This is a genomic window from Methylobacterium sp. JK268, assembly GCF_054052225.1.
Map to the genome: position 1 here is coordinate 1 of NZ_JBSVZN010000030.1, position 20593 is coordinate 20593.

The following is a 20593-nucleotide window of genomic DNA, read 5'->3' on the forward strand; positions in this document are numbered from 1 at the left end:
CTCGACCGCGGCGCCCTGGTAGGCGCGGGCCGGGTCGAGGTAGGTGAGCGCCACGCTGCCCGGCAGCGCGGTCTCCTCGCTGCGCGTGCGCCGGAAATCCGCCCCCTGCCCGGCCGCCACGAGGTCGGCCTCCGTGAAGCGGGCCACCGGCGCGCGGGCGAGCGGGAGGAAGCGGAGCGCCCCGCCGCTCTCGACCCCGTCGAAGAAGAAGGCGGTGCGCAGGGGCGCGAGGCTGTCGCGGGGCGCCTGGACCTCGGTCAGCGCGTAGCCCGAGACCACGCCGCGCAGCTCCGAGACGTCCACCGGCGCGCCGGCCTCGCGGCAGATCTCCGCCACCACGTCGGGCAGGCTGGCGAGGCCGAGCCGGCCGTTGAGCCAGTGGCCGAGGGCGTAGTTGGGCGCGTCGCTCCACACGCCCGACTGGCGCGGGAACTCCGGATAGGGCCGCGCGTCCCAGGTCCAGAGGAAGATCCGCTCCGGATCGACCATGCGGGTGCCGTACACAGCCGAGACCGGGTTGCCGTCCGACGCCCTCCAATAGGCGAGCGCCGCCTCCAGGAAGGCGCGCTGCATGGCGAGGTCCTGCCGGCCGGTGGAGGAGTAGGGCAGGAAGGACTCCGACGACTTGGGGTCGACGAAGACGTTGGGCTGGTTGGCGCCCTTGTCGACGGCCGGGCAGCCGAGCTCGGTGAAGCGGATCGGCTTCGACTGCGGCACCCAGGCCGTGGCGGCGGCCTGGCGCACGCCTCCCGGCCGGTCGTGGTGGGGGTTCGCCCACCAGCCGCGCAGGTCCTTGAGGCGGAAGATCCAGTCCTCGCCGTGGGCGGTGTCGCGGATCGGCACCCGGTTCTGCGCGTCGCGGTCGGCCTGCGTGGGGTAGAACCAGTCGTAGAGCTCGCCCCCCGCCACGTTCCCGGCGAGGTAGGCCGGGTCGTAGGGGCTCGCGTAACGCTGCGCGTCCGCGTGATTGAGCCCGTCGCGCCAGTCGGCGAGCGGCATGTAGTTGTCGATGCCGACGAAGCCGATGTTCGCATCCGCCCAGAGCGGGTCGAGGGGGAAGAACACGTCGCCGGTGCCGTCCGCCGGGCGGTAGTTGGCGTACTCGGTCCAGTCCGCCCCGTAGCCGATCGCCGGGCCGGGCCCGAGGATCGCCCGGGCGTCGGCCGCGAGCGCCCGCAGCTGCGCCACGGCCGGGAAGCTGGCGGGGCCGGAGCGCAGCGTGGTCAGCCCGACCAGCTCCGAGCCGATCAGGAAGGCGTCCACCCCGCCCGCCGCCGCCGCGAGCCGGGCGCAGTGCAGGATGAAGCGGCGGAAGCTCCATTCCGGCTTGGCGCAGGTGACCGAGCTGCCGGTCCAGGCGAGATCGGCCGGGGTGACGCTGCCGAAGAAGGCGGCGACCTGGTCGGCGGCGGCCGGGGTCTTGTCCGGGCTGCCCGGGCGGCCGATCGCCGGGAAGCAGGTCATCCGTCCCCGCCAGGGAAAGGCGGCCTGCTCCGCCCCGCCGTAGGGGTCGGGCAGGCCGTTGCCGGCCGGCACATCCATCATCAGGAACGGGTAGAGGGTGACCTCGAACCCCCGCCGCTTGAGCTCGCCGATCGCCTGCACCACCGAGAGGTCGGAGGGCGCGCCGCCGACCAGCGGGCTGCCTCGCGCGTCGAGACTGACCACCTGCGCCTGTGCGCGGGTGAGGCCGCCCGCGCTCCAGGGGACGTCGGTGGTCTTGGCCCGGGTCTCGACCTTGGGGAGGATGCGGCAGGAGCCGAGGCGCAGGTCGGTGCCGTGCCAGGCCACCACCAGCGAGACGTGCCGGCAGGCGGGCGCCTGCTCCTGGAGCTGGTCGAGGGCCCTGAGCAGGTCGACCCCGCCCGAGACGGTGTTCTGGCCGGTGAGGCTGCCGCGGTCGTTGGCCTTGACCGGGGCGGTGGCGTAGACGAACTCGCCCATGCCCGGGATCAGGGTGACGGCGGTGACGAGGTCTTCGAGCGCCGGGCGGGCGTCGGCGCGGGGCGGGCGGCGGGTGACCTCGGCGGTGATGACCGGCACGCGGTTGCCGAAGGCGGTGAGGGCCAGGTCCTCGAAGACGAGGTAGGCGAGCCCGCGGTAGGCCGGGGCGTTGCCGGTGCCCTCGATCGCCTCGATCTTCGGGTCGGGCCCCTGCGCCTCGTCGCCGAGATAGACGCGGACATTGTGGTCGGAGAGGCGGATGGGCTTGCCGTCGGCGTAGACGGTGCCGAGCGCCGTGATCGGCCCCTCGCAGAGGGCGACGGCGAGGCTGACCGAGTAGGTGTAGGTGACATTGTAGGTCTTCTGCGTGGGCGCACCCTTGCCGCCCTTGGTCCTCACCTTCTCGACGTGCTGCTCCTCCTTGAGCCGGGTGGCCCAGATGATCTGCCCGGCGACGCGGACGCGGCCGTAGACGCGCGCGATGGCGGCGCCCTCGGTGGAGGCGGTGACGTAGAGGTCGGCGAGGCGCGGCCCGGTGTTGACCTGCGGCTTGGGGCGGGCGCCGAACAGGGCGCGGTCGAGGACGCTACCCAGGCCCGCGCCGACCACGCCGCCGAGGAGCCCGCCGACGGGGCCGCCCAAAGCGGCGCCGGCGGCCTTGCCGGCATAGGAGAGGACGAGGGTGCTCATGGGGCGAAGTGCGCTGGCGGGTCCGGCGAGGGATCGGGGAAGCGGAAGGCGTGGGCGACGCGCCGTGCCCAGGCGGGCGGGACGGCGCATTCCAGGACGGCGTGGCCGTCATAGGCGTGGATCATGCGGGGCTGCGGCCCCGCCAGCGGCGCGGTGAGGATGGCACAGTGCTTGGCGGGCAGGCCGTCGCGCCAGCGGAAGAGCAGGACGTCGCCGGCCAGCGCCTCGCGGGGCGGGATCTCGGCGAGGTGGCGGCGGGCGGCGTCGCGCAGCGCCTCGCCGCCCCTCTCCTCGGCCCATCCCGGGCGATACGGGGGCGGCGCCTCGGGCGTGCGGCCCGTGAGTTCGGCGTAGACGCCGCGCACGAGGCCGAGGCAGTCGCAGCCGACGCCCTTCAGGGACGCTTGGTGATGGTAGGGCGTGCCGAGCCAGCCGCGCGCGAGCGCGACGGCGCGGGCGCGGATCACGCCAGGATTGCATTCCAATCAGCATGCCCTTTCGCGGGGGGCTGCTTTCGACTCTCAGCGGACGCTCGCGGAGCCAGTCAAGCGCTGCCCGCCATCATCTCTGGATGCCAACGCGCTGCCGCAGGTCAGTGTGCAGCCTCCAGCAGGTAGCAGACCTCGGTGCTGAACTTGGCACGCTCGCCGCTCGCGGTGACGTACCGCTCCCAATTCGGCCCGACGAGCTTGCGCCCACGCTCCGCGACGGCCCGATGCAGGGCGAAGTGGGTCGTCAGTAGGTGTTCGTAAGCGCCCTCGTGAACGAGAACTGCCACGTCGCCACCCGGCGTCCAGTTCATCTGCAAGCCCGCAGGGGCGTCGAGCGACGCTAGCACTTCGCGACCGAGCCAGAAAGGCTCGCCGTCCGGACCGAAAGGGTCGCGACCCTGCGGATGATAGAGGGCAACTTGCAATCCCAGGTGCGGCACGTCGGCAGCGCGTTCGGAGAAGCGTGCCACCAAGGTCTCGATCCTTTCGGCAATATCGTGGCGATGGATCACCCCGGCCAAGCAGAGAAAGGAACGCGGAGGATCGTGGCGGATCACGAGTTCTGGCATCGTTTCCTCCAGCGCTGAAGCGACGTCTGTTTACCACCCGCAGCAGATACCAGGGAAACGGAGCAGGTAGGAGATTAATGGTCGGCGGCCTGCCGACATTGGCGTTGGTTCCGGTGACGGCCTGTGTACAAAATGGGTGGATGCCAGCCAGCGGTGGCTCCCCATATCGCGAGGGTGGCCGGATCGAGGAAGCCATCAGGTTTGGGTCGATCCGCGAAAGTCGCTGCTTCAACCGCGAACACCCGGCAGCGGGCCGCCAATATCCGAGTGATCGCAACGCTAGGGTCAAACCCAATCAGCTTGACCGTGTGAAGGGCCGCTGAGGGTGGGAAGCGGGCTTTGACGCCGGGCCCATGAGCGGACGTTCCGCCTTCGACCCAAGCTGGTCGCTCATGCTCGTCTCTGCCTCGCCTGAAACCGGACGTGGAGTCGCAAGGGATCGGTAACAGCACGCGCCCGCGTGATGGACGCTCGGCGTGTAGCGATCACGATCCTCGAAGTGCTGTCACAGAACGTTACACAGCAGCCCGGACGATCACATCACAGCCACGTCGAGTGGCGACAATGCTTACATCCGCCCCCCAGGCCACCGTGCGGATGGAGGATCACAGATGTCCAGTGAGGCCGAAGTCGTCCACGTGACGTGGGGTGTGAGCAGCGCGGACACCATCGGTGACGCCCTCCGGTCGCAGGGCGACGAAGCGCGCGTCATTGCGCTTCCGGGTTCCTTGAACTTCGGCCCGATCAATCCGCCGGACCCAGATGTTCGCCACGCGTGGATCAGAGCCGTCCTGCGGCCCGATCCCTACGACGACCAACGCGAGGCGGAGGAGCCTTGGGTGGAAGCCACGTCGGCCAGCGTGCATCCTGTCTACTGGGTCTGCATGAGCGACGCGGCCGAGCACGCCAGTTTTCTCGAATTCGCGTTCCGGATGAATGGCCGCCCCTTCGATGTCATCGACGCCACGGACCTCGACTTCGTCACGCGCGACGGCGTCCGACGGCCCTGGTCGCTCGGGATCATGCGCTGCGAGGACATCGTCGCGTCCGGCCTGAGGGACAAGCGACGCGTTTTCTCTCGCGCCGAGAGCGACGCCGCCGCTGCCGCGTGGGCGGGATTGAGGTGCGAGGATGCACCGCTGCGCATCGTGCGCGACGGCCGTTTGGTCTCGGCCCCGCTGACACACTATGACGCCGCGCTCATCTCCCAGGTTGCGACGGACTGGGAAGTCGCTGCGAAGGTGATCGGTCGCACCTTGCGCCACCTTTCCGGCGAGGTCGATCCGCCGGAGCATGGTGTCAGCGACATCGTGTTGTTCGGCCGTATCCAGGCCCTCGGAGATGCGGGAGACCTTGAGATCAGGGGAACGGGACCGGGTTTGCGCGACTATGAAGCTCGCCGATCTGCCGCTCACGTGCCGCCCCGACATACGCATGACAAAGCGGAATAGTATCGGGCTAGTGAGACCTTAAGGCCGCTGCTCGTAGCGGATGAAGTGAACGTCCGTTTCGTCGCCCATGATCGCGCAGAGCCGACCGGCAGAAAACCACCCAACCCGGTCGCCAACTTCTGCCTCATCATAGGCATAGAAGCGGACCTTCCCAGAGTCCGCAACGGGTCGGAAGCGGTCCCTCGTACGGTCAAGCTGATTGGGTTTTGACCCTAATGATCCCGCCACCAGACAGCTTGATGCCATTGCTTTGGGCTGACACCGCAGGTAGTCACCTTGGGTGATCAAGCTCTGCTTACCACCCAAAGCAGACCTTTTCGCGGCTGGGCAGATCGGACGTGGTCCCTAGCCGCGCCGCCCGCCGTCGCTGCCGGCCTCGGTTCGGCCATATGACAGCGCGGCGTCGTTCCCCGGCAGGTCCGGGAAGCCGCGGAAGTTCACCACGTTGCCGAACTTCTCCCGGCAGGTCGGCAGCGCCCGGTCGCAGCCCGCCGTCACCGTGAATGCGTAGCCCACTGCCATCGCGGCCGGCGCCGGCTCCCACAGGTCGAGGAGCGCGCCGCCCGCCACTCGCCCATGCGCCCGCACCTCCACCGCAGCGCCCGCATTGGCCCCGCCCGACCAGACCAGCAGCCCGGCGGTGAACCAGCCGGGCGCGTAGGCGTCGAGCCCGATGGCGAGGACCGTGCGGGCGGAGCGCACGGCCGCCACCGTGCCGCTGCCCCGATACGTCGCCGTCGTGGCGTCAATCCCGCAGCGCGCATCCCCGAACAGCGCGTCGCAGGAGCGCTGGTAGAGCCGCCCCGTCGCCTGCCCCAGCCGGTCGGCGAGCCCGCGCACCTCCGCGGTGAAGCCCGACGAACCGCGCGAGACCTCGCCGAGATGGCCCGACAGCACCAGGACCGCGTCCGCCGGTGCCGACCAATCCACCCACCACACCGCCACCGCCGCCCCGTCGTACAGGCCCCGCGCCATCTCGCCCTCCGCCAGCCGTCCGGAGGTCAGCGCCCCCATGATCTCGCCCGAGTCCACCGCGAGGCCGGCACTCTGCTCCAGGGCCGAGCCGGTCGCCCCGGTCCCGGCGGCGCAGAGCACGCCGTCGCATGGGATGTCCTCGTCGTGGTCGGTGAAGCCGAGCCGCACCCCGTCAGTGCGGGTGAGGATCCAGCAGCGGCACAGGGTCGTGACGCCCGAGGCGAGGCGCGTGGCGAGGGCGGGGGGAAGCGGTCTCACCGGCGCAGCTCCAGGATCGGGATGTCGGCGACGATACCGGCGAGCACCGCCTGGTGGTCGATCTCCAGCCGGTCGGTGGCGAAGCGCACCGGCACGTCGAACAGGAAGCCCGCCGTCACCGCCGCGCCCGAAGCCGGCGCTCGGGCGAGCGCGACGCGGCCGGTGGTGGCGTCGACGGCGAAGGCGGATGCCGGCAGCGCCACGCCCGCCACCGCGACCCGCACCGAGCCGGCGACCGGCTTGACGATCGGGCGCGTGTAGGGCGCGAAGGCGGCCCCGTAGGTCTTGGCGAGCGGGAAGACCGTGGTGGTGCCGTCGCCGAGGCCGAGCGGCTGATCGGTGGCGGCGGGATCGCGGCCGAACGGGCCGGAGGAATGGTCGAAGGTGTCGCGCCAGCGGAAGCCGTAGAGGGGGCCGCGGCGCTCCTCGAAGAAGGCGATGAGCGTCGCGATGTCCTCGGCGCGGCGGAGCGCCGGGCCGGCATTGTAGGCGCGGCGGGAGTGGCGCCAGAGGCTGTTCCTCTCCTCGTCGCCGGAGCCGAGGGTGACGATCTCGGTGCGCCGTTCGGGCCCGCCGCGGGAGCCATAGGAGAGGGAGAGGGGAAAACGCACCTCGTGGAAGGGGGCGGCCACGTCATGCTCCCCGCAGGCCGCGCTGGACGGCGCGGGCAAGGGCGGCGGTGACCTGCGCCTCGGCGCGGGCGAAGCTCGGCGCGTCCGGCGTCTGCACCACCATGCTCACCTGGATCGGCCGCGCCCGACCGGCGCGATCCGACTCGGCCGCTTGGCTCGCGGCCCGGCCGATCGGCACCACCCGGCCATCCTGGTTCGGCACGAACAGCTCGCGCCCGAGCTCGCCCACCGTGTAGGCCTGCCCGGCCCGGACGGGGCCGCCATTGGCCCGGAACAGGTGCGTGACCTCGCCGAACAGCCCGCCGACGGCGTTCGCCCCCGCGCTCGCGGCCGGCGCGGTGCCGAGGATGCCGGCGAGCGGCCCCTGGCCGGTGAACAAAGCCTGCAGCGCCGAGCGGGCGAGCTGCTTCTCCAGGCTCATCAGCACGTCGCCGAGGCTCCGCCCCTCCAGCACCGCGTCCGCCAAGCCGTTGGACAGCGCGTCCCCGAAATACCGGGCGGTCTCGGCCGCCTGGCGCTCGGCCTGTTCCAGATCGGCGAGCTTGTCCCTGTACTCCGCCGTCGCCACCGAGGCCTGCCGGATCCGCTCCACCTGCTCACCCGAGAGCGCCACGCCCTTCTGCTTCGCCTGCTCCTCGGCCCGGGCGAGGTTGATGGCGATCTGCTTCTCGGCGTTGGACTTGCCGTAGGCCTCCACCTCCGCCTTGATCGCGGCGGCGGATTTCTCGATCTGGCCGATCATCGCCTCGAGCGGGTCGGTCTCGCTGCCGCCGCTCCGAGCCGCCTTCGGCTTCGCCTTGTCCGGCTCGCTCCGATCGGGCCGCACGGTCCGGACCATCTGCCGGGACGCCGCCTCCGCCTGGTCCACCAGCGTGCGGTTGCCGAGGTTGCCGCGCAGGCGGTTGAGGGCATCGTCGAAGTCCTGGCCGCGGCCCGAGGCCGGGATCGGCGCGCCAGCGGGTGAGGTCTCCGACACGATCCGGCCGCCACGCACCACCAGGCCGGGGCCGCCGGCGGCCGGCAGCCCTTCCTGGGACTGCCAGTACCAGGTCTTGGCATCGCGCAGGATCCGCGCCGCGCCCAGCGCGCCGGAGGCCATCAGCAGCTTCCAGTCGGCGGCGTCCTCCTTGAGGGACAGGCCTGCCTCGTAGAGCTCGTTGCGGAAGATCTTGCCCGCCTCCTCCAGCTTGGCCGAGGCCTCGTCGAGCCGTCGCTGCATCTCCTGCGAGCGGGCGATGTCCTCCGGCTTGAACAGGGGCAGCGTCGGGTTCTTCACCTGCTCGGCCGCGTCGCGCAGCTTCTCGAAGTCGAGCCGGCCCTGGCGCAGGCGGTCGATGATCTCCGGCGGAAACAGCGTCTCGGCGAGGTCGATCGCCGCCAGCTCGCGGGCCGCGCCCTGCATCTCCTGCAGGATTGCGAGGGCGGCCCGCAGCTGCTCCTCGGTGCCGCTCGCGCGCAGGAAGCGGTCGAGCTGCGCCTGCGTGGCATTGCCGTTCGCCACCTGCTGGCGCAGCCGTGCCACGAAGGGGCTGTCGTTGTGCCCGTCCTCGCCGGAGCCGAGCCGCGGCGCGAAGGCCCGCCCGGCCATCTCCAGGGTCTTGGTGAGGTCCGAGATCTCGACGCGCAGGTCCAGCGCCTGCTTGCGCCAGGTCTGCAGGAAGGTGGTCGAAACTCCGATCCGCTCGGCGTCCTTGCCCAGCGCGATCATCTCCTCGACGGCCTCCGCGCCGGCCTTCGCGAGGGCGACGCTGAGGTCATAGGCGCCCTTGAGCATCGCGAAGGTGGCGAGTCCGCCCACGACGGTGATGGCGAGCGGGGAAGTGGCGAGCACCCGCACCGTGGCGGCGGCCTCGTTGCGGATCATGGCGAAGTTCGTAGACACAGCCTCGCCGGCAACAGCCATCGAGCCCTTCATCACCGCAGCGCCGGTGCGCGTCTCGGCCGCCGTGCGGGTGATGGCGGCGCCGGTGGCGACCATGGAGCCGTTGGTGTCGAGCGCCGTGCGCAGGCCGGCCGCGCCAACCGCGGCGAGGTCCTGCGCGGCGGTGGTGGCGAGCAGGCGCGCGCTGGCGAGGTAGCCGCCATTGGCCTGGACACCCGTGTTCAGGGCCCCCGAGACCTTGATCATGGAGGCCACGACCGAGGCCGCGAGGTTCTGCATCCCGGCCTGCGCCGCGCTCACGTCGGAGGCGAACTTGATGGTGAGGGGCGCGTTCACGTCAGCCTCCCTGGCGTGCTTCGGCCAGCGCCCGGTAGAACTCGCCCAGGTCCGGCTCCTCCGGCTTGTCCTCGGCGCCGTGGAAGGCGCGGAACCCCTCCCCCATCGCCACCATCTCGGCGATCGACAGCGCGTCGACCTGCCGGGGCGTGAGCCCCATCATGCCCCCGGCCCGATACCAGACGGAGAGGTCGCCGGGGCGTCGCTCCTCCCCTCCGTCCCTCCGTTTCCCTCCGGCTCCACGCCGGTCACCGCCGCCGCCAGGATGTCAGCGGCGAGTTGCAGGTGCTCGCTCAGCGGGAAGCCATCGACGCTGTAGCGCATCAGCGCCTCGGCGCCGGCCAGGTCCTCGCCGCCGCCGACGAGGCCGAGCCGCACCGTCTCGCGGATGTCGGCCGCGTAGAAGCGGTGGGCGGCGAGGCGCACCATGATCTCGCCGATGCCGGCGCCGGCGCGGCGCTCCAGCTCGCCGATCTCGCCGAGCCGCAGCTCGAACTTGCGGCGCCGGCCGGCGAAGTCGGCGTAGTGCGCGGTGCGGGAGGTGTCCGTTCTCATGGGGCCTGCCTCACTGCCCCTGCGCGGCCGCGGCATTGGTCCAGGTGAGCGGACCCTCGCCGCGCATCTGGGCGGAGAACTTCACCACGCCCATGTCCTGGCTCTCGATCTTCAGGTTCTCGAACCACACCGCCCCGTCCCAGTGCCCTCCGCCGGAAGCGGCCGGCTTGGCGACCAGGATGCGGACGTACATCGGGGTGTCCGGGTCGGCGGCGGCGGCGTCGAGGTCACGGTAGGAGCGGGCGTCCGCGATGCCGGAGGCGTTCACGCTCCAGGCGCTCGACTTCTTGAGCGAGCGGCGGGGCGGGACGGCGCTGGGATTGTCGCAATCCGGCATCGTGGCGTCCTCGTATTCCCAGGTCCGGGTGAGGTCCTTGGTCGTGACCGTGCACAGGAACGAGGGAGTGTCGTCGGTGGGGCCGGACTTGCGCATCAGGCGCAGGTCCTTGCCGCTGAAGGGGACACCTTGCGTCATCGGGGTTCTCCGATCGTGGGACTGCCGTGGTGAGGCATGGAGCACATCACCCAGGATAGATGGCTATTATTTGAGCATTGATTTGTAATTCACTAGAGCGTATCAAATATGTTCTGGACAATGTCGGCCTTCAGAAGAAGCAGCTTCATGAACCTTCTGATCAGAAAGTGGGGGCAATATGTTTCCATTCCCGAAGAAATGGAAGTAGTTTTCGAAGAAATTCTTTCGCCCTCGCATCGCACTCACAATCAGTTCGAAGAAATCGCCCGAGACGGTGGAGACGACAACGTCACGCGGCTGATCCTAAATGGCTGGGTCGGCCGCTCAAGGCAGGTGAGTGACGCTCGACGGGCGATTTTCGGGTTGGCGCTGCCCGGCGACTTCTGTGGCCTGAGCGGTCTGCTTCTCCCGACGATCGATCACTCTCTCGTGGCGCTCACCGCAGTGACTCTCGTCGAGATCGCTCCGGTCCGCCTCAGCGCGGCGGTTCTGGAGCACTCGTGGCTGCGCGAGGTGCTCTGGGGCGAGTGGCGGGCGCAGGAAAGCATTCAGCGTCAATGGCTGCTGAGCCTTGGCCAGCTCACCGCTGTGGCGCGCATGGCCCGCCTCTTCTGCGAGCTGTACATCCGCTTGGGGTGCGTTGGCCTCACCCATGGGCCCACCTTCGAGCTCCCGATCAGGCAGTCCGAGCTCGCTGATATCCTTGGGTTTACGGTCATTCACGCGAACCGCATCCTCCGGGAGTTGCGCTCACGAAATCTCGTCCAGCTGGACGGCAGGACGCTGACCATCAGCAGATTTGAAGATCTCGCGCGGATCGGCCACTTCGACCCACACTCTGTCCGCGCTGCCCCCCTCTCCGGCAAGCCACTGTTCCAGAACCCCGCGCCTACGGCGCAATCATCCGCGTGGCGATGTCGAAGAACACCGACTTCACCGTGAGCGGGTCGATCACGTCGCCCGACTGCCGCACGCTGAGGCGGTCCACGAACCCCGCCGCCTCGGCCGGCTCCTGCCCGTCCAGCGCCCGCATCGCCGCCCGGGCGATCGTCCAGACCTCGTCCCGGTCGTAGGACGCCGACTCCACGTAGAGCCGCAGCCGCAGGTCCCAGGCCGCCGCGCAGCCCAGCTCGACGCGTTGCGCGTTCATCGGGCCGGCATGGATCCAGGGCGGCGCGCGTTCCCCCTCCTCCGGCACGTCGTCGTAGATCCGCTCCGCCACGGCGCCACTCACCGCCGGCACCGCCCGCAGCAGCGCCAGCACCGTGGTCAGGAAGGTCAGCTCGGGCGATGCGGCCATGTCAGAACCCCTCCTCCCCGGCCACGCCCCCGATCACGTCCTCCAGGGCGAGGCCGCGCTTCGCCAGCCCCTCTTCCACCGACGGCCAGAAGTAGGGCTGCGGCTTCGTCCCCGGATGCGTGCGCTGCGCGCGCCGGCCGGCCTCGGCGGCCCGGTAGCGCCGCCCTGTCGCCGGGTTGATGCCGCCGCGGCCGCCGGCGGCCGTGCGGTAGAAGTCCGGATCCGCCACGCGCTGGCCGCGCACACCCGGACGGGTGCCGTTCTCGACCAGGAAGGCGTAGTCCATCTCGCGCGGGTCGTTCGGGTGCACCGCCGAGGCGATCACCCCGAACACCCCGTCGCGGTCCGTGACCGCGATCCCGGAATAGAGCCGGCCGGTGTCGCGGGGTACGCGCCCGCGGGCGCGCTCCACGATGTCCTCGGCCGTGGCCCGGTCGATCGCCTTGGCGCGCAGGGCCATCTTCACGCCCATGCGGGCGATCGCGTCCACGAACGGGTCGACGCCCTTGACCGCCGACCACGCCAGCTTGCCCGCGTTGAGGAGGCCGCCGATCACGTCGAGCCCGCCACCCGGCGCGAGACCCGCACTGAGAGCCAGCCGGTGCGCTCGCCGATCGGCACCGACTCCAGCGCCAAGTCGCGCCCGTCGAGGATGACCCGGTCGGCCACGGTGAGGGCGCGGGTGCGGGGCGTGTCGCGCACCACGATCGTCCCCTCGATCCCGTCGGTGACGCCGCCCGCCTCGGCGAGGCGATGCCCGCTGAGCGGGCGCCACTCCGCCCAGCAGGCGAACAGGTCGCGGAACTCGCGCGCCGTGCCGCCGCCGGGCTTCGGCACCGCGGCGCGGCGGCGGAAGGTGACGCGCTTGTCGGCCCGGCCCGGATCCATCTCAGGCCTCCGACGGGCCGTAGGGCGCGAGCAGGCGTGCCACCGTCGGGTTCTCGACCACGTTGGCGAACTGCTTCGCATCGCGGGTCTCGAACAGGTCGGTGGCCAGCAGCAGGATCGCCGCCTTGATCGCCTCCGGCACCGCCTCGCCGGTCTCGCCGTAGCCGGCCCGGAAGCGGATGCGCCAGGCGGCCGGGTCGGGATCCCCCTCCGGCCAGGTGGCGCCCGGCGCCGGCACCAGGGCGGCGCAGCGCCGGCGCAGCGGGAAGAGCAGCCGCCAGGAGTCCGGCGGCAGCGCCGTGAGGGCGCCGCGCACCAGGATTTCGACCGAGAGCACCGCCTGGACCGGCGCGAGGTCGAGAAGGAAGCCGGTCGCGCCCGGGATGCCGCACGGGCCCGGCGCGTCTCCGGTGGCCTCCCAGACCTGCGTCAGCAGCGCATGGCGCAGCGGGGCGTGGGTGCCGTCGAGCTGCTCCACGGCCGCCGCGAGCGCCGCCGCGATCAGGGCGTCCTGCCTGTCCGCCTCCTCGAGGCGCAGATGCGCCCGGGCGCGTTCCAGGCCCACCACGGCGCCGGCCGGGGCGGTCTCGCGGCGGTAGCGCAGCACGGTCAGGCGGCCGGGGCGTGCGTCGTGGTCAGGGCGGCGTTGGCGGTCGCCAGCGCCTCCACCTGTTCGCGCAGGGCGTCGCAGTCGGCGGTGGCGTCGGCGAGCTGCGCCTCCAGCTCGGCCACGCGGGCGCGCAGGTCCTTGGCCGCCTTCTCGCTCGCTGCCGCCTTGGGCGGCTCCTCGGCGAGGTCGGCCGCGATCCAGGCAGCGGCGGTAGCGTCCGGCACGTCGATCACGTCGCCGGGCAGGTACGAGAAGGCGTCACCGGCCATGGCGGTGAGCAGGCGGACATACATCGGCGCGGTGTCCTCGGGGGCGGGCCTCGGTCTCGGCGGGGCATCGGGCGGCGCGCGGCCGCCCGGCGACGGTCACGGGCGGCTCACTTGTCCGCGTTCTGGTAGTACTTGAGCGCGTCGTTGGAGGCGTCGATCAGGTTGCCGTCGTGGCGCGACCAGGCCAGGAAGCCCACCTGCCCCTTCTCCATGTAGCGGCTGTCCGCGAAGCGGAAGAGCGTCACCGCCATCACGTCGCGGATCAGGTACTTGGCGTGGTCCCCGAACAGGATCGCCTTGGCGCTCGCCGCCATCGCCGGCATGTGCTGGTTGATCGTGTAGCCGTAGTTGAGGATGTCGGCCGGGTCGCCGCCGCTCACCCCCGGGCGCCAGAGCGGCCTTCCCTGCGCGTCCTTGAGCTTCTTGATCACCTTCAGGGTCTGGTCGTGGAACTGCCAGCGGCCGTTGCGGCGGTAGGCCGGGTCGACGGAATGCTCCAGGTCGACCAGGTCGTCGTAGGTGAGCGCGGCGGTCTGGCCCGCGGCCCCGACCTTGCCCTGCGCCGCCGCGACCACGGCGCCGCGGGGCTGGTTCACGCCGGTGCCGACCGTGAAGTGGCGGTTGGTGACCCGGGCGATGCGGGTGGCCAGGGCCACGTTGACGTAGGCCTCGACGTCGATGCGGCTGTCCTGCAGCAGCTCGATCGGCACCACCACGATCTTCGAGGAGTACTTGTAGGCGGCGATGTTGGTGGTGCCGAAGCTGATGTCCTGGGCGCCGGCCTGGGTGCTCTCGCCGACGATCTCGCCCTCCTGGCTGGTCTCGTCGACGGTGGGGTAGTCGATCGGGTTGCCGCCGTCGGTCTGGATCACGGTGGCGAGCTCGCGCATGCCGCCGAAGGCCTGCATGCGCTCGAGCAGCGTCTCGGCGAAGTCGCGGGGCACCAGGTAGCCGCCCTGGGAGCCGGTGCCGACCGACTGGGCGCCATAGATCCGCAGCGCCTCGTCGCGGCGGGCCCGCACGTGGGCGCGCTGCTCGTCGGTGAGCGCCTCGACGCCGCCGCGGGCCCAGGCGTTGAAGATCGCCTTCTCGCGGGCGAGGATCGCGGTGGCCTCGTCGACGGAGCGGCCCTGCCGGTCGGCGACGGGGCCGGCGCGGCGCTCGAGGGAATCCTCGATCTGGAGGACGCGGTCGAAGCGGGCGAGCTGCTCGTCGAGGCGATCGATCTCGGCGTAGATGCCGTCGACCTCGGTGCGGACCTGGTCGGTCCAGTCCTTGCCGGTCTTGGTGTCGAGGATGTTGCGGGCCTCGCGGGCCTTGGCGGCGCGCTGCTCGCGCAGGGATTGGATGGACTGCGTCATGGGGGACTCCAAATGAGAACGGCCGCCCAAGGCGGCCGCTGGGGGTTGATAGGTCTGCCGGAATGCGTTCTACTTGGCGGTGAACTTCGTCGACGAATAAATGTACAGAGATCGCGAATGCTCAAGGATGATCTGCGCCTGAGACTGCATCAGGTCGCACGCGGCGGCGCATGACAGTCAGTTCACCGTCGAAGTGATCGTATGGTGGACTAGCTCCGCCCCGCGCTCTCACGCGCCAAGTGTGTCGCCCGGTCGCGTTTTTGGGAGCCCGGTGCCGGGCCTGTAGCGTGGCATGCTCAGCAAGTCGCGCGAGATCGCCAGAGCCTCCCGGGATCGGCTCAGACAAGCCTGAGTTCGCCAGAGTGAATGCCGGCTGCGATGGAGAGCAGCGTAGCATTCAAGCAGGATCTGAGCAGCCATGTCTACTCTTTCGTGAAAATCATGACTCATGACGATCAGAATGTTTTATGAAAGGATTTGATCCATTCACAAGGACTATTCGAGATCAAATTAATCTGTCCCACCTGGTGCTTTTACTAGATTTCAGGCGCGAGAAGTGCACTCGTGCGCGTGACTGGCGGCAGGCACGTCGAAGGGGCAGACGCGCGCAGCACCCCGGGGTCTTGCCGAAGCCGGGATGGTTGCACCCACCCGTCACGGCGACCTCATGGCGCGTTGTTGCGCGGCAACGACCGGCGCTGCCGTGATGACAAAGTCGAGGCGGAATAGAACCAGCCCGGTGGTGTCCACAACGTCGATGTGCCAGTTCTCGTCCAGCGCCAATCGATCAGCCTCCTCGGCGATGAGTCTGCCCGCAAACGCGATGGCGTGGCTGCGGGCTCGCACGACGTTAGGCAACTCGACGCCCTCGGTATCGGGACGCTTGTAACCATCGTAGACGTGAAAGAAATAGCGAGGCAAATCCCACTCCCGCTCGGTGAAGGCGGGAGCACAGGGCTCGCACTCGAGGGCGCGCCAAGCAAACACCACCGATTGGCGCAAAATGAGCGTTTGCCCGCAAAAACTCATTAACCTACGCTATTTCCATCGTCGAACAAGCGAAACTCCCGTCATAAGATGCAATTTCCAGATGTCATTACCTCGCTCACCGAGTCAGCGGCCGCTCGAGTGGGTTGTATTGCAAGGAGTCGTGTCGGATAGTCGTGAATCATCAATGCGTTCGGCGCTCCGATGGCCAAGTCGCGTGTTCGATCAGTCTCAGGCGGGCCACGTAGCGGGCGTGTTCCGCCGCCAGCGCGTCGAAGGGGGCGGGCTGCGTGAGCGCCTGCGGGGCGTTGCGGAAGCCGGTGAGATCGAAGCCGTTCGCCACCGCCGTCCGCTGCGCCTTGCGGTCGGCGAAGCCCGCCGCCACCGCCTCGTCGGCCGAGAACCACGTCTCGGCCCGCATCCAGGCGGCCACCTCCTCGCCGCTCCGGCCCGTGCGGCGCTGGTAATCGGCCGCGATCGCCGCCCCGACCTTGTCGAGCAGGTCGGCCGAGGCGCGCATCTCCGCGGCCGTGCCCAGCGCCAGCGACCACGGCTCGTGGATCATCACGAAGGCGCCCTCCGCGATCGCGATCTCGTCGGCCGCCAGCATCAGGAACGAGGCCGCGGAGGCGGCCAAGCCGTCGACGTGGGCCACCACCCGGGCCGGGTGCTGCTCCAGCGCCGTCTTCATGGCGCGCGCCGCGAACACGTCCCCGCCCGGTGAGTTGAGGCGCAGGTGAATCGTCGCGGCCTCCACCGCGGCGAGGTCCCGCACGAAGGCCTGCGGGTCGATGCCCGCGTAGGCGCCGATCGCCTCGTAGACGTAGACGGTCGCCGCGTCGGTGGTGTCGGCCGCCCGCACGATGCGGGGGCCCGCCTCACGGGCGCGGTTCATCGCGAGGCGCTGCAGGATCGTGTCCATCGGGTTCCTGTCCGGCTGAGGCCGGCGTGGGTTGCGCCGGCTGCACCCACTTGGTGAGGTCGTCCCCGTCCGGCCGGGCCGGGTCGTTCTGCTTCCGGCGCACCTCGTTCGGCGTCATCCAGCCCGGGCCGGAGGAGCCGCCCAGCGCCAGCCGGTAGGCCTTGAAGCGGCTCTCGATGTCCCCGCGCACCAGCACGTCCCGGTCGAACTCGCCGAGGAAGCGCGGCGGCGCCGGGCCCGGCCGCCCGGGCCGGCCGCGGCCGAACAGCTTGTGGTTCACCTCGTCCTCGATCGCGCAGAGATGCGGGTCGAGCGTGTAGGTGACGAAGCCGATCCCGAGCGCCTCGATGCCCGAGCCCCAGCTCGTCTCGTCCATCCCGAGCAGGAAGCGCGGCACCCCGAAGATCCGCGCGATGTCCTCGATCTGGAACCGGCGCGTGTCGAGCAGCTGCGCGTCGTGGGCCGAGATCGGGATGCGCACGTACTCGCCGCCCTGGTCGAGCACCGCGGGGCCGCTGTGCCGCCCACCCTGCCCGAAGGTGCGCCGCCAGAAGCCCCGCAGCTCCTCCTTGTCCCCGCCGTACTTCTGCGGGTACTTGATGTAGCCCGAGGGCGTGGCGTCGTTGGCGAAGTACTCGCGCGCGAAGCGGTCCGCCTCGATCCCTAAGCCCACCGCCGCGGCCATGGCCTGGATCGGCGTGCGCGCCCGCAGACCGGTCCATTCCGACGAGCCCGGGATGTGGAGCACGTCGTCCTGATCGGCGACGACCGCCGTGCCGTCGTCGAGCTGCAGGCGGTAGCGCAGGCGGCCCGTCCCGTAGAGCTCGATCCCGACCCGCCCGAACGGGATCGGCCACAGGGCGACCGGATCGCCCGAGCCGCGCCGCTCGATCCACGACACCGCGTTCCCCTCCAGCAGCATCTGCGCCAGCGTCGCGCGCAGCCACATCGTGCGGGAGAGGCGCGGGTTGGGGCGCAGCCGCAGCAGATCCGCCGCCGGATGGGCGCCGGTGGCCTCGCGGTCGCCGTTGTCGAGCTCGCGGTAGGTCTTGAGCGGCAGCATCGCGGCCGCGAAGGCGATGATCGACACGCAGCGGTAGACCGCCGCGTGCCGCATCGCCGACTCGGGCGAGACGCTGCCCAGGCCGCCCGGCAGGAGCCGGTCCCAGGCCTCGGCGTCCGAGGACAGGAACGATGAACCGGCCTTCGCGGCGGGCGCGGGCCGGGCCTTGTCGGCCCGGGCCGCGTCGGCCCGGCGGCCCCAGGGCCAGATCCTCACAGCTCCACGAACCCCTTCGCGATCCCGGCCTCGTCGCCGCTCATCAGGCGGGCGAGCGCCATCATGTGCGCCACCGGTCCGTCGATCTTGTTCTCGGGCCGCAGCTTGTTCGGGTAGACGTTGTCCTTTCGGTCGGGCTTGGCGACCACGTTCGACAGCATCCAGGTGAAGACCGGGTCGCCGGAATGCGCGATCGCCCGCGAGCGGATCAGCGCCTCCATCTGCTTCATCGGCTCGCTGAAGTTCAGCACCAGCGGCCGCACCTCGACGCAGGGCACGCCCGCCTCCTGCAGGGCCGTCACCAGCATCGTGGCCTGGTGCGGATCGTAGGCGACCTCCTCGAGCTGGAACGCGCCGACGAGGCCGCCGGCGCGCTCGCCGTCCTCGCCCTCGGGGCCGACGATCGTGTCGAGGATCGCGAAGTGGTCGATCATGTCCCCGTCGGTCTGGGTCAGCCAGGGCGGGTCCGCGTCGCGCCAGCCGCGGTAATGCTCGTTCTCGCCCTCCTCGATCGTCGCCTCGGGCAGCCAGTAGACGCCGAAGCGCGCGTAGAGGTAGCCGGCCGCCCGCAACGCCTCCGCCCGCGCGCCGGTGCAGCGGGCGAGGTCGAACACCAGCTCGCCCGCCGCGATGTCGACCTTCGAGGCGAGGTCGAGGCCGAGCCGGCAGGGCTCGCCGCGGAAATCGTCGAGCGCGAGGTCCGGGACCGCGCTCTCGATCCAGCGCTGCACGTTGAAGAACGCGTCCCGCGCCTGCACCCAGATGTTGAGGTGTTTGGTCTTGAACACCCCCGCCTTGCGGGCGTTGGCCCGGGCCGCCCGCTGGCGCGTGACCAGGTACTCGCCCGACACCGAGACGTCGAAGTTCGGGTTGGCCTTCCGCAGGGCCAGCTCCGAGGTCCAGTCGTCCTCCGGGTCGACCGTGTAGATCAGCGCGAACAGCTCCGGATCCTCGAGCGCGCCCTCCAGCACCTTCTGCGCCTCCTGCTGCAGGGCGAAGCACGGGCCCGCCAGGTTGTCGCCGGCCGTGGTGATGATCACCAGGAGCGGCTGCTCGCGGGCGCCCATGCCGGTCTCCATCGTGTCGACCTGCTCGTCGGTGGGGTGCTCGTGGTACTCGTCGTGGATCGAGGCCGAGGGCGAGGCGCCGTCGCCCGGGGTGCCGATCATCGGCTCGAAGCGCGAGCCGTTGGCGAGGATGTGCAGGTTCTTGGCGCCCACGTGGATGCCGAAGGCCTGCAGCAGCGCCGGCGTCTTCTGCGCCATCAGCTTGGCGGGGCGAAAGACCTCCCAGGCCTGCTTCTCGGAGGTGGCGCCCGAATAGACCTCGGCGCCGTACTCGCCGTCGGCCGCGAACAGGTAGAGGCCGATCCCCGCCGCCCAGGTCGACTTGGCGTTCTTGCGCGGGATCAGCAGGAAGGCCTTGCGGTAGCGGCGCAGCCCGTCGGCCTTGCGCACCCAGCCGAACAGGGCCGCCGTCTTGAACAGCTGCCAGGGCTCGAGGCGGATGCGCTCGGCCTTCCGCGCCCACTTGCCCTTGGTGTGGGGCAGGAGCTGGACGAACTTGCAGACCTTCGCCGCCCGGCGCGCGTCGAAGCGGTACGGGAAGGCCTCCTCGCCCTGCCGGGCGAGGTCGCCGAGGTGGCGCGCGCAGGCCAGCCGGATCCAGCGGCAGGCCGAGATGCGGCCCTCGACCACGTCGCGCGCGTAGGCGTGCGCCGCCTGCACGTGCGGGTCGTCCATGCGGTCAGAGGTCCTTGAACGGGTTCTCCGCGGCCGGGGTGGTGGCCGAGACCTTCGAGCGCGCCGCCGGCGACAGGCCGAACTCCGAGAGCAGCGTCTGGGCGTGCCGCATCGCCTCGTTGCGCATCCCGACCTCGGGCCGGGCCCGGTGTAGGGTGGCGCCGGTATTGGACACCGTCTGGTAGACGCGGCCGAGGTCCTCGATCACCGCGGTGCAGACCTCGATCTCCTCCAGCCTCGAGGCGAGCAGCGCCATCATGGCGACATCGTCGGGCGAGGCGACGCGCATTCGGTCGGTGATCGCCGCGAGATCCCGGAAGATCGCCGCCGCCCGGTCGCTGAGCCAGTCCGGCGGCTGCGGGACGCCCTCCGCGGGCGTGGGCGCATCCGGGTTCATGCGGCAGGGCTGGGCGGTGCCGGCGAGCTGCTTGATCGCGTCCGGCACCCTCTTGCGCCCGGCCATAGAAACCACCTCCAAACCGCACGCGAATTTTCCTGACCAAACCACCGGTCAGGCGGGGGGTGGGCGGGGACTTTCGAGGGGCCCCGGGGGTGCCTCGACTGATGATCCGGCGCGCTCTTCGCGCTGGATCTCGCGGTCGTGGCAGGACTTGCAGACGCTCTCGTGGTTGAGTGGGTCGATGAACAGGGACCACTCCCCGCGATGCGGCCGGCGGTGGTTCACCACCGTCGCCGGCACGATCGCGCCACGGGCCTTGTGGCGCTCGCAGAGCGGCTCGCGGGCGAGTTGGGCCTCACGGGCCGCTGCCCACGCGGCGAGGCCGTACCAAGCCCGCCAGGGGCTCGCACGGCGGCGCTCGGCATCGTGGGCCCGGTTGCGCTCGCGGCGGGCCTCAGCCGACGGTCGCCAGCCCGCTGCGCGGTGCTGCGGGGGTCGACGCGGCATGGGCCTCCAGGCGGGCGCGGGTGGCAGGGTCGCTCCCCTTCATACCGCATTCCCATTTACATAGTCCGGT

Annotated in this window: 23 protein-coding genes; 2 read left to right on the forward strand and 21 right to left on the reverse strand. The window is 70.7% G+C overall.

The features are described from left to right. From ACW9J6_RS26115 to ACW9J6_RS26125, 3 genes are all read right to left on the reverse strand, one after another. Positions 1–2634, reverse strand: a 2634-nt coding sequence (locus ACW9J6_RS26115) for a baseplate multidomain protein megatron (RefSeq protein ID WP_457119268.1), incomplete at its 3' end; no start/stop codon positions are given. Next, positions 2631–3101 carry an NlpC/P60 family protein gene (locus tag ACW9J6_RS26120; RefSeq protein WP_457119269.1) on the reverse strand — a complete coding sequence of 157 codons (471 nt, stop codon included), beginning with the start codon at positions 3099–3101 and terminating at the stop codon, positions 2631–2633. The genes ACW9J6_RS26120 and ACW9J6_RS26115, both read right to left, overlap by 4 nt. Positions 3102–3226: 125 nt before the next feature. Further along, positions 3227–3694, reverse strand: coding sequence for a hypothetical protein (locus ACW9J6_RS26125; RefSeq protein WP_457119270.1), 468 nt, complete (start codon positions 3692–3694; stop codon positions 3227–3229). 611 nt (positions 3695–4305) lie between these two features. Here ACW9J6_RS26125 and ACW9J6_RS26130 point away from each other — a divergent pair. Further along, positions 4306–5145 (forward strand): DUF3658 domain-containing protein, encoded by an 840-nt coding sequence (locus ACW9J6_RS26130; protein WP_457119271.1) that lies wholly within the window; start codon positions 4306–4308, stop codon positions 5143–5145. Between the two features lie 345 nt (positions 5146–5490). Here the strand turns inward: ACW9J6_RS26130 and ACW9J6_RS26135 are convergent, their stop codons facing one another. The 6 genes from ACW9J6_RS26135 to ACW9J6_RS26160 are packed head-to-tail and all read right to left on the reverse strand — an operon-like array spanning position 5491 to position 10258. After that, positions 5491–6378, reverse strand: coding sequence for a DUF2163 domain-containing protein (locus ACW9J6_RS26135; protein ID WP_457119272.1), 888 nt, complete (start codon positions 6376–6378; stop codon positions 5491–5493). Further along, positions 6375–7010 carry a phage distal tail protein, Rcc01695 family gene (locus ACW9J6_RS26140; protein ID WP_457119273.1) on the reverse strand — a complete coding sequence of 212 codons (636 nt, stop codon included), beginning with the start codon at positions 7008–7010 and terminating at the stop codon, positions 6375–6377. The genes ACW9J6_RS26135 and ACW9J6_RS26140 overlap by 4 nt, the downstream gene beginning before the upstream one ends. A 1-nt stretch (position 7011) precedes the next feature. After that, positions 7012–9228: a hypothetical protein gene (locus ACW9J6_RS26145; protein WP_457119274.1), complete on the reverse strand. Its 2217-nt coding sequence runs from the start codon at positions 9226–9228 to the stop codon at positions 7012–7014. Position 9229: 1 nt separating this feature from the next. Continuing rightward, positions 9230–9391 (reverse strand): hypothetical protein, encoded by a 162-nt coding sequence (locus ACW9J6_RS26150; RefSeq protein ID WP_457119275.1) that lies wholly within the window; start codon positions 9389–9391, stop codon positions 9230–9232. Next, positions 9388–9783: a gene transfer agent family protein gene (locus tag ACW9J6_RS26155; RefSeq protein ID WP_457119276.1), complete on the reverse strand. Its 396-nt coding sequence runs from the start codon at positions 9781–9783 to the stop codon at positions 9388–9390. Before ACW9J6_RS26155 ends, ACW9J6_RS26150 begins: the two co-directional genes overlap by 4 nt. Before the next feature lie 10 nt (positions 9784–9793). Further along, the gene (locus ACW9J6_RS26160) at positions 9794–10258 is read right to left on the reverse strand and encodes a phage tail tube protein (RefSeq protein ID WP_457119277.1); all 465 of its coding nucleotides are present in this window, start codon (positions 10256–10258) and stop codon (positions 9794–9796) included. 147 nt (positions 10259–10405) lie between these two features. Between ACW9J6_RS26160 and ACW9J6_RS26165 the strand changes: the two genes are divergently transcribed. After that, on the forward strand, positions 10406–11200 hold the full coding sequence (locus ACW9J6_RS26165) for a Crp/Fnr family transcriptional regulator (RefSeq protein WP_457119278.1): 795 nt from the start codon (positions 10406–10408) through the stop codon (positions 11198–11200). Here ACW9J6_RS26165 and ACW9J6_RS26170 read toward each other — a convergent pair. From ACW9J6_RS26170 to ACW9J6_RS26225, 12 genes are all read right to left on the reverse strand, one after another. Further along, positions 11148–11558, reverse strand: a complete 411-nt coding sequence (locus ACW9J6_RS26170) for a DUF3168 domain-containing protein (RefSeq protein WP_457119279.1) — start codon at positions 11556–11558, stop codon at positions 11148–11150. The genes ACW9J6_RS26165 and ACW9J6_RS26170 overlap by 53 nt on opposite strands. A gap of 1 nt (position 11559) precedes the next feature. Continuing rightward, positions 11560–12114 carry an HK97 gp10 family phage protein gene (locus ACW9J6_RS26175; protein WP_457119280.1) on the reverse strand — a complete coding sequence of 185 codons (555 nt, stop codon included), beginning with the start codon at positions 12112–12114 and terminating at the stop codon, positions 11560–11562. Further along, positions 12111–12446, reverse strand: a complete 336-nt coding sequence (locus tag ACW9J6_RS26180; protein ID WP_457119281.1) for a phage head closure protein — start codon at positions 12444–12446, stop codon at positions 12111–12113. Before ACW9J6_RS26180 ends, ACW9J6_RS26175 begins: the two co-directional genes overlap by 4 nt. Before the next feature lies 1 nt (position 12447). Continuing rightward, positions 12448–13053, reverse strand: a complete 606-nt coding sequence (locus tag ACW9J6_RS26185; RefSeq protein ID WP_457119282.1) for a head-tail connector protein — start codon at positions 13051–13053, stop codon at positions 12448–12450. Between the two features lie 2 nt (positions 13054–13055). After that, entirely contained in the window at positions 13056–13349 is a 294-nt protein-coding gene (locus ACW9J6_RS26190) for a hypothetical protein (protein WP_457119283.1), read from the reverse strand. Positions 13350–13432: 83 nt separating this feature from the next. After that, on the reverse strand, positions 13433–14686 hold the full coding sequence (locus ACW9J6_RS26195; protein ID WP_457119284.1) for a phage major capsid protein: 1254 nt from the start codon (positions 14684–14686) through the stop codon (positions 13433–13435). Between the two features lie 654 nt (positions 14687–15340). Continuing rightward, the gene (locus ACW9J6_RS26200) at positions 15341–15715 is read right to left on the reverse strand and encodes a DUF6894 family protein (RefSeq protein ID WP_457119285.1); all 375 of its coding nucleotides are present in this window, start codon (positions 15713–15715) and stop codon (positions 15341–15343) included. 142 nt (positions 15716–15857) lie between these two features. Next, positions 15858–16595, reverse strand: a complete 738-nt coding sequence (locus tag ACW9J6_RS26205) for a head maturation protease, ClpP-related (RefSeq protein ID WP_457119286.1) — start codon at positions 16593–16595, stop codon at positions 15858–15860. After that, the gene (locus tag ACW9J6_RS26210) at positions 16552–17874 is read right to left on the reverse strand and encodes a phage portal protein (protein ID WP_457119287.1); all 1323 of its coding nucleotides are present in this window, start codon (positions 17872–17874) and stop codon (positions 16552–16554) included. Before ACW9J6_RS26210 ends, ACW9J6_RS26205 begins: the two co-directional genes overlap by 44 nt. After that, positions 17871–19616 carry a terminase large subunit gene (locus ACW9J6_RS26215; RefSeq protein ID WP_457119288.1) on the reverse strand — a complete coding sequence of 582 codons (1746 nt, stop codon included), beginning with the start codon at positions 19614–19616 and terminating at the stop codon, positions 17871–17873. The genes ACW9J6_RS26210 and ACW9J6_RS26215 overlap by 4 nt, the downstream gene beginning before the upstream one ends. Before the next feature lie 4 nt (positions 19617–19620). Beyond that, positions 19621–20079: a phage terminase small subunit P27 family gene (locus tag ACW9J6_RS26220; RefSeq protein WP_457119289.1), complete on the reverse strand. Its 459-nt coding sequence runs from the start codon at positions 20077–20079 to the stop codon at positions 19621–19623. A gap of 48 nt (positions 20080–20127) precedes the next feature. Then, on the reverse strand, positions 20128–20523 hold the full coding sequence (locus ACW9J6_RS26225) for an HNH endonuclease (RefSeq protein WP_457119290.1): 396 nt from the start codon (positions 20521–20523) through the stop codon (positions 20128–20130). Between the last annotated feature and the right edge of the window lie 70 nt (positions 20524–20593).

What these genes read in the sequence shown, in the direction of transcription:
- ACW9J6_RS26125 (WP_457119270.1), bottom strand. Translation starts at nt 3,694, where the DNA reads ATGCCAGAACTCGTGATCCGCCACGATCCTCCGCGTTCCTTTCTCTGC.
- ACW9J6_RS26130 (WP_457119271.1), top strand. Translation starts at nt 4,306, where the DNA reads ATGTCCAGTGAGGCCGAAGTCGTCCACGTGACGTGGGGTGTGAGCAGC.
- ACW9J6_RS26150 (WP_457119275.1), bottom strand. Translation starts at nt 9,391, where the DNA reads ATGATGGGGCTCACGCCCCGGCAGGTCGACGCGCTGTCGATCGCCGAG.
- ACW9J6_RS26155 (WP_457119276.1), bottom strand. Translation starts at nt 9,783, where the DNA reads ATGAGAACGGACACCTCCCGCACCGCGCACTACGCCGACTTCGCCGGC.
- ACW9J6_RS26160 (WP_457119277.1), bottom strand. Translation starts at nt 10,258, where the DNA reads ATGACGCAAGGTGTCCCCTTCAGCGGCAAGGACCTGCGCCTGATGCGC.
- ACW9J6_RS26165 (WP_457119278.1), top strand. Translation starts at nt 10,406, where the DNA reads ATGAACCTTCTGATCAGAAAGTGGGGGCAATATGTTTCCATTCCCGAA.
- ACW9J6_RS26170 (WP_457119279.1), bottom strand. Translation starts at nt 11,558, where the DNA reads ATGGCCGCATCGCCCGAGCTGACCTTCCTGACCACGGTGCTGGCGCTG.
- ACW9J6_RS26180 (WP_457119281.1), bottom strand. Translation starts at nt 12,446, where the DNA reads ATGGATCCGGGCCGGGCCGACAAGCGCGTCACCTTCCGCCGCCGCGCC.
- ACW9J6_RS26190 (WP_457119283.1), bottom strand. Translation starts at nt 13,349, where the DNA reads ATGTATGTCCGCCTGCTCACCGCCATGGCCGGTGACGCCTTCTCGTAC.
- ACW9J6_RS26195 (WP_457119284.1), bottom strand. Translation starts at nt 14,686, where the DNA reads ATGACGCAGTCCATCCAATCCCTGCGCGAGCAGCGCGCCGCCAAGGCC.
- ACW9J6_RS26200 (WP_457119285.1), bottom strand. Translation starts at nt 15,715, where the DNA reads ATGAGTTTTTGCGGGCAAACGCTCATTTTGCGCCAATCGGTGGTGTTT.
- ACW9J6_RS26205 (WP_457119286.1), bottom strand. Translation starts at nt 16,595, where the DNA reads ATGGACACGATCCTGCAGCGCCTCGCGATGAACCGCGCCCGTGAGGCG.
- ACW9J6_RS26215 (WP_457119288.1), bottom strand. Translation starts at nt 19,616, where the DNA reads ATGGACGACCCGCACGTGCAGGCGGCGCACGCCTACGCGCGCGACGTG.
- ACW9J6_RS26220 (WP_457119289.1), bottom strand. Translation starts at nt 20,079, where the DNA reads ATGGCCGGGCGCAAGAGGGTGCCGGACGCGATCAAGCAGCTCGCCGGC.
- ACW9J6_RS26225 (WP_457119290.1), bottom strand. Translation starts at nt 20,523, where the DNA reads ATGCCGCGTCGACCCCCGCAGCACCGCGCAGCGGGCTGGCGACCGTCG.